Genomic DNA, 12,880 nt, shown 5'->3' on the forward strand with positions numbered 1-12,880 from the left:
ATACCTTATACAATAAGCCTTCACAGGTATGCAAATATACCCCTTGTGAACACTTACCAATTAAATTATCGTTAAGTTTAATTTAAGTTTTATTCATTGTCTATTTTTTACCCGAAGCACAACGCAAAAGACAGTTCATTGCATGCGTTGCAATCATTAATTCTTCATTCGTAGGAATAACACCCACGTAGACCTTACTATTAGGGGTGCTGATCACGTACTTATTATTAAGATTTGCTTCTTCGTCCATGCGCACCCCAAGCCAATGCAAACGCCCACATACTTTCTTTCTCACTACGGCTGAGTTTTCACCAATACCCGCAGTGAAAATAATCGCGTCACATCCCTGCAATATTGAAAGCAACCTACCAACTTCCTGAGCTACACGGTAACTAAATAAATCAACTGCCTCCATGGCGCATGGATCAGGATTAAGCTCTAAATCGTGTATGTCTGAGCTAATTCCCGAAACACCAAGTAAGCCAGATTTATAGTACAAAAGATCATTAACCTCCTTCACTGTATACATTTTTTCTTGCTGCAAGTACAACAGTACTCCGGGATCAATCGTTCCACAACGTGACCCCATCATCAAACCGTCCAAAGCAGTAAATCCCATAGATGTCGCCATACTTTGACCCTGATGCATCGCGCAAAGACTAGCCCCATTACCCAAATGCGCCACAATGACTTTAGAACCTATATTCTTTGGTAATACTGAAGCAATATATTCATAAGAAATACCATGGAATCCATAACGAACAATTCCTTCCGCAGTCAATTCTCGTGGGATAGCAAATAAGGTTGCCAGTTTGTCTTGTGTACGATGAAAGCTCGTATCAAAACAAGCAATTTGAGGCAAAGTTGGATACAGTTTACTAACCGTATTGATTGCCGCCACATTCAGTGGTTGATGCAAAGGAGCCAACGGTGTTAGCGAATCAATCTGTGCCGTAATCTTTTCATTGATTAAACATGGTTCTTGAAAAATGTTCCCCCCATGCACCACGCGATGCCCCACAGCACTTAAAACAAAGCGATGAGGCAATCCGCTAAACCAATCGAATAAGTGCGCCAAACAAGGTTCATATCCAGGAAAAGACACGAGCTCATTGATAATTTGCCCTTGTTGGGAGCTATAAGCAATAAATTGAGGCTTATCAAATATAGACCCAATCTTACCCTGATAAAGTAATTTTAAATCAGCGCAAGTAAACAATGCGAATTTAATGCTGGAAGAGCCAGCATTAAGAACCAAAATCGCCTTATCCATACTATTTAACTCCGTCCGTTTTTCTACGAACATAGAGAAGTGCCATAATGCAGGACGCTTTACGTGATAATTCATCACTACCACGGCTGGTGAGAATAATCGGTACGCGCGCACCCATTACAATTCCTGCCGCCTCAATTCCGGAAAGATAACTCATTTGTTTATACAACATATTTCCAGACTCAACATCTGGTACCACTAAAATATCTGCCTGTCCGGCAACCGGTGAACAGATTCCTTTCTCGCGTGCAGAATCCATAGAAATCGCACTATCAAATGCTAAAGGACCATCCAGAACCCCTCCTTTAATTTGCCCACGTTCAGCCATCTTGCATAAGGCTGTAGCATCAAGTGTAGAAGGAATTTTTTCATTAACTGTTTCTACAGCAGAAAGAATAGCTACATTAGGCACACCAAAACCTAACGTGCTAAACAGATCAATCGCATTTTGCACTATGTCGCATTTATCTTTTAAATTTGGGAATAAATTAATTGCCGCATCAGTCAAAAAGATTGGTTTAGGATAATTTGGTACATCCATGCAAAAAGCATGACTCATACGTCGCGCGGTGCGCAACCCACTATTTTTGCTTACAATAGGCATCATCAGCTCATCAGTATGAAGTTTGCCTTTCATAATGGCTTCAACTAAACATTTTCTCGCCATTTCCACAGCTTTTTCCGCTGCTTCATTACTATGCATTGTAGGAACAATCTCATAGTCAGAAATATCCAAATTGGCTTCTTTTGCCGCATCCAGGATTTTTTGTTTGGGGCCAATTAATATCGGGGTAATTAAACCCTCCTGAGCTGCAGTAATTGCTCCGGTTAGTGAAAGGGCATCAACTGGATGTACTACGGCGGTAATTAATGGTTTATATTGGTTTTTTACTGCCATTAAATTTTGATACCAATGGGCCCTTTCTTCTTTAAACTCCACTTCAGGCAGTGCCATTCGTTTTCTTTTTATTTTTTCCGTAGGCGCAATAACTTTGGCATAACCGCTAATCACGGTTTTGCCTAGTTGATTGACGCAAATACAATCGAGCACCACAATATTTTTTTCTCGAACCTTATCAGTAACCGTCAAAGTTACCGTGAGGCTATCACCAATGCCTACTGGCGATTCAAACTTTAAAGTTTGCTCTAAATAGATGGTCCCAGGTCCTGGCAATTCAGTCCCTAAAACGGTAGATAATAATGATGCGCCCCACATCCCATGCCCAATGATTTTGTGAAACATATCTGTTTTAGCGTATTCAGCATCAACGTGCGCAGGATTCACATCCCCCGACATCACCGCAAAAAGCTCTATATCTTTTTGTGTTAATGTACGCTTTAAGCACGCTGAATCACCAATAGAAATTTCATCAAAAACACGATTTTCAATGTAGCTCATCCTTTTCGTCCTTATATAAAGGTATTCATTAACAATAGCAACAGCCATTCATATTAGTTAATATTGCTACATTGGTAATAATTGTCAAGCGCAAAAAACCTGATATCATTTGAGCAAAGTGGACGATAAAGTGCTACATTTTAATGTAGTCTATGGATAAAGGATAAGCTCGATGTATGCAATGATTTTGGAAAAAGCCTTAACAAAACTAGTGTATAAAGAAGTAGCTAAACCAACTCCCGCTCCCAACCAGGTATTAATTAAAGTGAGCGCTTGTGGAATTTGCAGAACTGATTTACATGTTGTCGATGGTGAATTATCCAACCCTAAATTACCGCTTATCCCTGGACACCAAATCGTAGGAACAATTGAACAATTAGGCTCAGAAGTTACTGAGTTTCAAGTTGGCCAGCGAATTGGAGTCCCCTGGCTAGGAGGCAGCTGTGAGACCTGCCAATTTTGTTTAACCGGGCGCGAAAACTTATGTAATCGCGCCCGGTTTACAGGCTACCAAATTGATGGGGGATTTGCGGAATACTGCGTTGCTAACCACGGATTTTGTTTCCCCATACCAGAAGGCTACTCAAATTATCAGGCAGCACCATTATTTTGTGCTGGCTTAATTGGTTATCGCGCTCTATTAAAAACAGCGCAAGCTGAGCATTTAGGCTTATACGGTTTTGGCGCAGCCGCACACATACTGATTCAAGTCGCACGCAAACAAGGAAGAAATGTTTATGCATTTACCAGTCCAGGTGATTATGCAGCTCAAAAATTTGCCTATCAGTTAGGTGCTAATTGGGCTGGAGATTCCAATCAAATGCCCCCTCATCTTCTTGATGCCGCAATTATTTTTGCCCCCGTTGGCGCCTTAGTTCCCATAGCCTTAAGTCATACGATAAAAGGGGGGATTGTGGTCTGTGCTGGGATTCACATGAGTGATATTCCCAGTTTCCCTTATGATATTCTCTGGGGAGAGCGTACTTTGTGCTCTATTGCCAATTTAACTCGCAAGGACGGTAAAGAGTTTTTATCTTTAGCGCCGACCATTCCTGTAACAACTGAAGTTCATACCTACCCCTTGATTAAAACCAATGAAGCACTTGATGATTTGCGTCATGGGCGCTTTACAGGGGCGGCAGTAATTACGATTGAATAAACCACACATGAGCGTTAGTACTCCAATCTTATGTTTTCTAAAGAACATTTGACATTTAATCCAAATTAAGGGTAGTATCGCTTAATATCAAATTAATTCTACACACTGAAAAATAAATGACCGATTTTCAACAACAACAACTTTTTGTAAACAGCCCCGCTGTGTTGTTGTCTATTGCTATTTCTTCTGTTGTGATTTCTGTGGTCGTCGTCATTCTCTACCTCTCCCAGCCCTAGAGTTATGTCCTTGATTATTCGGCCTCTCTAGGGAGGATGAAGAATAATCAACCAATTAGAGATTAACTATTTAGAGGAGGCACCATGGAATCCACATGTGATGCGCAAACACTGAACACCAAAAAAACAAAAACAAATACAACTCGTGCAGTTTTCGTTATTATTTTATGCTCCGCCTTTTTATTTTATAAATACGTACTACAAAACTTCCCCAGTGTAATGGCTCCTCAATTAATGGATGCATTTAACTTACACGGCTTGGGGCTTGGCGTACTTTCAGGGGTTTATTTCTGGACTTATCTCATTGTTCCTTTGTTTGTTGGTATTATTCTGGATCACTATGGAACCCGTTGGGTAACCTCTGCAGCCATTCTGTGCTGTGCTCTTGGTACTTTTGTTTTTGCTCAAGCTGAGCATTTAAATAGTGCGATTTGGGGACGTGCACTTATTGGCGTTGGCGTATCCTTTGCCAGTATTGCTTACTTTAAACTCGCAGCAGTCTGGTTTGATAAAAAATACTATGCCCTTCTTACCTCCCTATTAGTTGCTTCGGGAATGATCGGTGCAGTATGTGGTCAAATGCCTCTTGCTTGGCTGGTTAATCAAATAGGTTGGCGCGGAAGTTTATCGAATTTAGCGTGGATCGGAGTTGTTTTAGCCGCCTTGTTCTTACTCATTGTTAAAGATAAGCCCAATGCAGAAACTACTAGCACAGCAAGCACGGAAAACCAGAATCTATGGAGTGACATACTCTCCATTGTAAAAAATAAACAAAACTGGTTATTAACCGCATACAGCGGCTTGGCATTCTCTCCCATTGTAATTTTCTGTGGTTTATGGGGTAATCCATTTCTGCAAAAAGCATATAATCTAGACGCGCTTATTGCTCCTAGTCTTATATCAATGGTATTTATCGGTTTAGCAATTTCATGCCCTTTATTCGCTCTTTTTGCAAATCGCGTGCGGAATCGTTGTGCCTTTATGATGTATAGCACCCTGGTTTCTGCATTATGCATCACCTTGGTAATCTACGCGCACCCTATGCCAATTTGGTTACTCAGCATTTTGTTGTTTATGTTTGGCTTTAGTTTAGGCGCCTTCCCAATTGTGTTTGTAATTGGTAAAGAGTTAAATCCACTGCATTTAGCAGGAACAGCCACCTCATTAATCAATGCCAGTGATGCGTTTTTAGATGCGATTGTTGAGCCAGCAATAGGTAGCTTATTGGATATGTTCAGCACCACAGGAGCTACGCATGATTTCTCTTTGTTCAGCTATCATATTGCCTTAGCCGTGTTACCTTTATTCCAAATTATCGGTGCACTGATGCTGAGATGGGTTAAAGACGAAAATAGAGTCGCCCACTAAAAAGAAGATCGAATTCGCGGTATCCTGCTTATCACTCCGAGCTTATGGATACCGCGGTCAAGCCGCGGTAATTCGAGAAGGTAAGACCTAAAGCGAAATTCAAAACACAGAATCGTAGGCGTAATAGGGGATCAAAACCTGACTGCAACTACTCCCTAGCATCCGCCCCCACATAAACCCAAGCAAACGCCCCCGAAGTAAGTTGAACTTTAATCCGTTTATAATCAGCAAGTTCATAAATATCCGCCTGCTCCAACTCCTCAGGGGTCAACTCAAAAACCATACCCGCGACTTTATCTGAAGTGCGTCCTGTATAACGAATCACCGGATGATCCGCCTCCCCACTGGTGGCCACAACATCCGGATTACTAACTGTTAATAAAAACAGTTCAAATTCAAGTAAACTATCTGGCGCACCTTCCAATTTACGGCCAAAATTGGCTAATTGCACGGCCTCATACTGCAACGTTCCATAAGAAAATAGTTTTTCCATTATCGTGTTACCACTCTACTACTGTGCTCAAGATAATATTCATCCACCGTTGACAGTATTTTTTCTTCCAAAGCCTTGGCTTTAGCATTCGATTTTCCAACGCCATTGCTAATAATGGAAAATACAAAGGACTTCGCATTAGGATTAATAATAAAACCCGATAAGGATGATAGATCATGCATTGAGCCTGTTTTCGCAAACACTTTTTTATTAAGAATACTGTCGTGCATTCGCCATTGCAGCGTTCCTGAAACCCCTGATTGTGGCAATGCATTAAGTAAGGCAGATTGCAGTTTCTTATCCTGGTAAAGCTGCGTCAATAAATCAACAAATTGCTCTGCTGCGATTAAATTATAACGAGTACCCTCACCATCAGCTAATTCCATCTGTTTCATATCCAAGTGAGTATGTTCGGAAATAATTTTTTTCATCGCAAACATAGCTTCTTTATGCGTACCATTTCCAGTTAACAAATAGCCTAATTTTCGGCTAATGCTGTTCGCATACAAATTATCTGATTTTTGCAGCATGTGTTTGAGCAGTTTAGATAAATCTCCGGACTGATAACTTTCAATTACCCGAGCATCTTTCGGGGTCGTACCGGTAATAATTTTACCATTAAGAACAATCCCTTCTTTTTTCAAGGTTGTTTGTATGACCTGTTTCGCAAATAAAACTGGTTCCGGAATAGCAAACTCAAGGAGTTTGGGATTTTTATCTTGAACCATGCAACCATAAAGCCGCAAAGTATTATTCCCTTTAATTTCAATATGCATACTGCAATGATTTTTTTCTTCCTCTTTGCTCACCGTGACCACTTCATTAATCAATGTTAATGCTTTGATTGCAGGCTTCGCATTGGGTTTTGAGCTGACTTTCAGTTTAATCTGGGTGTCCCCCCCCAATGTTGGGGCACTGGTTAACTCATAACGCTCTGCATTTTCATTTAATACAACAGCCGTGTCTGGTGCAGTATACCCCCAGCCTAAATCATCATAAGAATCACCATTCAGGTAATAAGGCGCAGGATATTGGCTTGCATCAATAACAATATTGCCTTGAATAACTTTGATATTATTTTTTTTCAAATTTGCCACTAAGGCAGCGAGATTATCTGCCGTAAGTGAAGGTGAACCAGTAAAGGTAAGATAGTAATTTTGTCCTTTCTGGGCTAAGGTTGTTGAAAAGCGGAAATCCGGTTTCAAATAATATAGAGCAGCGGCAGCTGTAAAAAGTTTAGTACTGCTTGCAGGACTTAATAATTTATTTGCATTGCGACTGTAAATAACTTCTCCTGTTTGCGCATCTTTAATTAGTACGCCCACAGTTGCCCTTGGTAGTTGTTGGTCGATGATTTCATCAATTTTTGCTGTTAATGGCTGTGCAAATAAGGTCTGATTGAAAAGAGCTACGGCACTGATCCACGTGTAGTTAAAATAGCGCACTGAAATTCCCCTTTAATGCATGACGATTTGGGCATATAGCTTCTCTGATTCTGCAATGAAGTGCAAGTGATGATCTCTTAAATCATCACTTCATTCTTTTTTAGGTCCATTGCCCCATCCAGATCACTGACTACATGCTTATGGTTAACAGGCGTTAACAAAGCCTGTGACAAACAAAGAATAAATATGCTCAAAGGGAAAATACAGAGTAAGTCAAAAGGAAAACGAAGTACCCCTATCCCCCCAAAGGAGCCTAGGTAAGAAATTACAAGCATGCTTCCCATGTACAAGAAGAACCATCCCATGAGAACGCCATTATCAAAAGAGATTCTACGATGCGCAATAAAATACAAAACCAAACCGAACAATAAAGCCACATCAAGTTTCCAAATAATTGCAAAACCACACCAGTACAACATTAAATTACAAAAATAAAAGGCAACATGAGAACAAATCAATGCCCCATATAGCTTGAATGGGCGTGAGCTTTCCGGTTGTAATTTACGCATAGCTAATAGGCAAATCGGTCCAATACTGTAGGAAAGAATGCTGGCAGATGAAAGAAAGGCCACCAGTTTTTGCCATCCTGGAAAGGGTAAAAAAGACAGCATGCCAACAATTAAATTCACATATAAGGTGATGTAAGGAATTTTATGGCGATTCACTTTTAAAAAAATCTTCGGCAAATGCCCATTTTGAGCCATTCCATAGAGAATACGCGAGGTTGCCGCTGCATAGACTAATGCAGTGCCAAAAGGCGAAAAGGAAGCATCAATCATAAGCAAGGTAGCAACCACGCCCAGCCCTAAAAGCAGCGCTAACCCCACTAAAGGACCACTGTCCCCAGGATATGATAAACCTGACCAGCCATGGCTCAGATATTGCTGCGGAATCGCGACAAGAAAACTTAATTGCAGTAAAAAATACAAAAGAAAACCAATTAGGACAGCTCCTAAAATCGCAATAGGAATGCTGCGTTGTGGGTTTTTAACTTCGCCAGCAAGCACTAGACCATTTTGAAAACCGGTAAAGGCAAAAACAACCCCACCCTCTGAAAGTGCGGCAAAAATAGCAACCCAACTGGCTTTATCCGATACATTAACAGAGACATTACTCATTGAGGGTGCTATATGAAAAAAGGAAATAATAGCAATGCTAGGTAATATAAATTTGATAATGCTGGCGTATTTATTACATTCAGCCAGTAATTTAATCCCGTAGGAATTCAAAAACACGACAAAGAGCATAATCGCAACAGCCGCAACATAACCATAGGCTGAAAGCTGTAAGCTAACGGAGTTTCCCGCGACCAATATGGGGAAGAAATGGCTGGCATATTGGAGAATGGCTTGAATTTCAATGGGGGTCATAACTACATAAGAAAGCCATGAAGTCCAGGCAAATAAAAATCCAACCTCGTTCCCATGAGTAAATGTAGGATAATTAGACATTCCGCCAGAAATGGGAAACATAGTGCCTAATTCACAAAGCGGCAGCGCAATACACAGCATAAAAAAGGCAGCAATAACCCAAGAAATTAATGAGTTACTACCCGCTATTTGTGCACTAATATAGGGACTAAATAGCCATCCAGAACCTACCATTCCACCAGCCGCAGCAATTAATACATTCGTTGTTGAGATGTCGCGTCTTAACATGAAAATTTCCTTATTATTCAGGTAGCTTCCAGTTGCTTCTTCTTTCATGATAGCACTTTATTATAGAAAGCCAAGTTGCAAGCGATTTGCTGTTCAGAAACCTATCTGATTGATTTATTGCTGTTTGTTCAGAAGGGATTTACATATGAGCTATTAGGATAGCCGTGCTTATAGTACAAAAAAACATAAAATCAAGCTGTCTTTTCATTTTATTTTTTGTTACTATACCCAAGAATTCTTTTTCCAGCCCCCAATTATCCTTGTGGATAATTTTCTAAAACGCACTTCTTCTCAAACTCAATAAAAAATTAAAACAAATGAAAATACTGTGTCTATAGGTATTAGAGTCCTATTTCTTTATTTATTTTCATAAAAAGATATCCACAAAATCTGTGGATAATTCTGTTAACAGATTATGAAAAAGCTCTTAACTTCTGCTTTTAGGTTCATGCTTTCAAATCAAACAAGCTGTTATTGAATACCAAACCAACCACCTGTATCGCCGCCAGCCCAGCATAAATTATTGCCGCAACCTTTAATTTTTTCTGTACATAACCCCTTTAATTGATCTGATTTACTAATATCCATATTTTGATAACCTTCAGGTTTACAAATACGAATCATATACTTACCACGCACTCGAATTTGTCCCATTACCGAAATCGTTGGTGAAACTATATAAAGTCCAGGGGAATGTGAGTAACAGGCAATATAACATCCTGGCTCACCGGTATAAGTATTATCTGTGGGCAGAAGAACTTGAGTTGCTCCAGGATAAGAATGATTTACGACACCTGCGTCTTTAAGAACATATACCGGATACGGAGATGGTAATAATGTTTTGTTTGGACCTGAAAGTTCAACTGCAAAAGCCTGGGTTATCATGCAAAGACCGATACTACCTAACAGCATTCGTTTCATCATGAGCTCCTCATGTGGCCAGTGTTTTAGTGTTAGTAGCTTTATAAAGTATAGGCTAAATTGGTTTGCTACTTATTGCCATAGCCAGGCTGTGTCGTTGACACAATAAAGATCTGATCTTGATTAAAAAGAGGATCCCTTGTTGGTGAAAATAGGAATGCTATATTATTTCAGGATAACTATTTGGTTTAAAAAAATGGGCCTCCTGAATGTGGCCTTGTGCTTACACAGAGCACTTATGCCTGATTCAGGAGATTCCTTATGGTGTTCAGATGACTAACATCATCAACATTCTAACATCAACGTGGCGCTGACATTGGTGGTTCGTAATTTTGCTCATTTTGTACTCGTGAATCGGCAGAACGCGATAACGCACCTTCGAGCTTCTCTTTAATGTCTTTAGCCGCATCACTATTCTTATGCGCGTGTTGTTTCAAATATTCTTTCGCCATATTAGACAAATCTTCATCTTTAGGATTTTTTGCCATGGCTGAAACGAGTTCATCAACCTTATCCGCTCTCATTCCATTACTAAATTTTTTATAATCTATTTTGGCATTCTGATGATCCTGAGCATTTAATTGATCAAAACCACCCTTTTCTGCTGCCTTTTGACAAAGAAGAATACCATGGATATTGGCACGTGGATTAGCAATTGTACAGTTTTCGCATTTTTGCCCTTTTTGATCAATCTCATGTATTGGTGGCTTATTACCCGCAACATTATGAATCTGCGTCATGATGGCATCATGAGATTGACCCTTAGCATGCCCATTCATCATCGAATTAATAAACTTACTATCCACCTTACTCAAATCATCGATGCGATAAATTTGCGTTCCAGGGTTATCTGCACCAACACCACGGTTTGTAAAAACCATATATCCAGATTTAGAACCAGGGCCATCAGAAACTACCGATAGTCCCATTGCATGCCCTACGCAAGAAACAGGAATGGTTGTAATCTTACCCTGACTAATACGCTCTGCCATTTGCTCGCTAGCTTGATGTGAATTTCCAGGCGTATTCGCAGAAAAAGCTGCCGTTTTATTAGAAAAATCAAATGCCTCAGAAATTTCTTTAAATTTAGGATCTCGTTCCGCATATTGCGCAACAGATTGTGACATCACGTTGTAAGATGGACCAATGTCAGCAAGCTGAGAAAAAGTACCATCCTTACTCATCATCTCAACCCCTAGAGTAAGTCCGAAGTGTTTAACAGGATGAAGTTCTTCTGCTCCTTTAGCAGAAGGGCGTTGAAATCCAGATGCTGTAGCTGCCTCACTATCTAAGGCCACATTAAATGCGCCTCGTTCAACAGGACCAACTTCTGCACCATAATCCATCAGCTGGTTGGCTTTGCTAAATTCTTGCTGTTGGAATGCCTGTTGTAATGGGCTTTGTCCAAATTTATTTTGCGCAAAGTTTAATGCATGTTTCAGATTGTCAAATCCAGCTTGTTTCGCCGCCTCTTCAAGCTCAGCTTTTAAGCGCTCCGCACTCAGCTGCTCTAAAAATAATCTATTGAGTTGCGCAAAAAAATTATCGTTATCAATTTTCATGCGGTTCATTATTTCTTGCTGCTCAGCCATTTTCTGCTGTTTTTTAGTATCACTTTCTTGCTGGGGATACAATTTACTGAGCATGTCTATAACTTCTAGTGGATTTAAGGGCATATCGCATCACCTAAGCTAATTTTTATTTAAGTATACCACGACTCAAAGCCATAGATGAGTAATTACATCACCCACCCTTTCGATGTTGCATTATTTCGGAGAAAAATTCAGGCTTGTTAAGCCCCATAGCAGCGAAAATTTGCGGCACTCTATCCCAAGAGCCTTCTTGCTCAATGCTCGCTACAATTAAATCAAAACCTGCTTTTTTATCAGCCCCGATTCCCCAGCCATTAATAAAGCACAAACCTTTCAATCTCTTGGCTTCAATATGACCTAAATTGACTGCCGCAGATAAATAAGCATGCGCTTGTTCATAAAGTCGCTGACAACTTTTACTATTAGATTCGCTTTTGAAAACACCATCTATTTCCAGCTGCTCTCTGAATTTCGCCTCATCCAAAATTATTTTTCCTAATAGATAATTGGCTTGCGCATCATCAATGCTCGTTGCCGCTCGCAAGCACTCTTCATACATGATTCGTGCATAAGGAAATTTCTTGCAGCCCTTCATCTTTTTATAGATTTCAGCTAATTCAAAATAATAAGCAATTTCCTTTTTTATCACGTCATCACCGGGTTGGTTATTGACGCGATTTGCTTGCAATGCTTTTATCTTTTTTACAATTCTTTTAATTTTCCATTGATTAAACATAAATAACTCCTGTCATCCTCTGCTAGGAAGTTGATTGAATAACATATTGCAGCAAAAATATAAGTACCACGATAACAATCATTAATCCAAGAATTTTGCCCCCTAAGGTAGCGGACTCTTTAATTTCTCTTTGTAATTCGCCTGGCTGCTTATTCTGCTCTTTTTCTGGATTAATTTCAGGACCATACATTTGTTGATCAAAATAGCGGGAAATAAAATAAGAAATTATCCCAGTGATGAGGCAAGGTATAAAAAACATTAACCAGATAAGCGTCTTACTTCCTGCAGCAGTATACTGATAATCATCTTGGTACTTTGCCATCAAATCTAAAATAAAATCTGGAATATTGTAACTCCATTCAAAGAAAAAATAAGGCAAAAGATATAGGCTAAAAAAGAATAAGCCTAGGCTTGTAGTCAGGCAGATCATCCCAAAAATAAACAGCTTATTGTGACCCCCAAAACGATTTGGTTCCATAACCACCTTCTGATAAATAATTATCCATTTAAATTAAAGATAGCAGATGCATATAAATATGTACACCTGCTGGAGATATTAACCAATTCATTTTAAAATGAATTAACCCTATTCACATTAAA

General features: G+C 39.7%; 11 protein-coding genes. 2 read left to right on the top strand and 9 right to left on the bottom strand.

Going from position 1 to position 12,880, the window contains the following annotated elements; translation table 11 throughout:
- Window positions 1-100 precede the first annotated feature (100 nt).
- Together ACQY7T_RS11810 and ACQY7T_RS11815 are read right to left on the bottom strand one after the other, a co-directional pair.
- Complete coding sequence (locus tag ACQY7T_RS11810; RefSeq protein ID WP_428413673.1) at window positions 101-1,306, bottom strand: acetate/propionate family kinase; 1,206 nt, start codon at window positions 1,304-1,306, stop codon at window positions 101-103.
- On the bottom strand, window positions 1,275-2,672 hold the full coding sequence (locus ACQY7T_RS11815) for a bifunctional enoyl-CoA hydratase/phosphate acetyltransferase (protein ID WP_428413675.1): 1,398 nt from the start codon (window positions 2,670-2,672) through the stop codon (window positions 1,275-1,277). Before ACQY7T_RS11815 ends, ACQY7T_RS11810 begins: the two co-directional genes overlap by 32 nt.
- A gap of 172 nt (window positions 2,673-2,844) precedes the next feature.
- Here ACQY7T_RS11815 and ACQY7T_RS11820 point away from each other — a divergent pair, with 172 nt between their 5' ends.
- Entirely contained in the window at window positions 2,845-3,831 is a 987-nt protein-coding gene (locus tag ACQY7T_RS11820) for a zinc-dependent alcohol dehydrogenase family protein (RefSeq protein ID WP_428413677.1), read from the top strand.
- 320 nt (window positions 3,832-4,151) lie between these two features.
- A complete protein-coding gene (locus tag ACQY7T_RS11825) occupies window positions 4,152-5,435 on the top strand; it encodes an MFS transporter (RefSeq protein ID WP_428413679.1) in 1,284 nt (427 codons plus the stop codon).
- A gap of 148 nt (window positions 5,436-5,583) precedes the next feature.
- Here ACQY7T_RS11825 and ACQY7T_RS11830 read toward each other — a convergent pair whose 3' ends face one another.
- The 7 genes from ACQY7T_RS11830 to ACQY7T_RS11860 form a co-directional block, all read right to left on the bottom strand.
- Complete coding sequence (locus ACQY7T_RS11830; RefSeq protein WP_428413681.1) at window positions 5,584-5,928, bottom strand: gamma-glutamylcyclotransferase family protein; 345 nt, start codon at window positions 5,926-5,928, stop codon at window positions 5,584-5,586.
- Complete coding sequence (gene dacB, locus ACQY7T_RS11835) at window positions 5,928-7,373, bottom strand: D-alanyl-D-alanine carboxypeptidase/D-alanyl-D-alanine endopeptidase (protein ID WP_428413682.1); 1,446 nt, start codon at window positions 7,371-7,373, stop codon at window positions 5,928-5,930. Before dacB ends, ACQY7T_RS11830 begins: the two co-directional genes overlap by 1 nt.
- Before the next feature lie 77 nt (window positions 7,374-7,450).
- Window positions 7,451-9,031: an APC family permease gene (locus tag ACQY7T_RS11840; protein ID WP_428413770.1), complete on the bottom strand. Its 1,581-nt coding sequence runs from the start codon at window positions 9,029-9,031 to the stop codon at window positions 7,451-7,453.
- Window positions 9,032-9,502: 471 nt separating this feature from the next.
- Entirely contained in the window at window positions 9,503-9,955 is a 453-nt protein-coding gene (locus ACQY7T_RS11845; RefSeq protein ID WP_428413684.1) for a hypothetical protein, read from the bottom strand.
- A 296-nt stretch (window positions 9,956-10,251) separates the two neighbouring features.
- Window positions 10,252-11,628 (bottom strand): Dot/Icm T4SS effector AnkD/LegA15, encoded by a 1,377-nt coding sequence (gene ankD, locus ACQY7T_RS11850; protein WP_428413686.1) that lies wholly within the window; start codon window positions 11,626-11,628, stop codon window positions 10,252-10,254.
- 67 nt (window positions 11,629-11,695) lie between these two features.
- The gene (locus ACQY7T_RS11855; RefSeq protein WP_428413688.1) at window positions 11,696-12,280 is read right to left on the bottom strand and encodes a hypothetical protein; all 585 of its coding nucleotides are present in this window, start codon (window positions 12,278-12,280) and stop codon (window positions 11,696-11,698) included.
- Between the two features lie 22 nt (window positions 12,281-12,302).
- The gene (locus ACQY7T_RS11860; protein ID WP_428413690.1) at window positions 12,303-12,758 is read right to left on the bottom strand and encodes a hypothetical protein; all 456 of its coding nucleotides are present in this window, start codon (window positions 12,756-12,758) and stop codon (window positions 12,303-12,305) included.
- Window positions 12,759-12,880 lie beyond the last annotated feature (122 nt).

The sequence above is a fragment of the Legionella sp. genome, assembly GCF_965140895.1.
Lineage (GTDB): Bacteria > Pseudomonadota > Gammaproteobacteria > Legionellales > Legionellaceae > Legionella.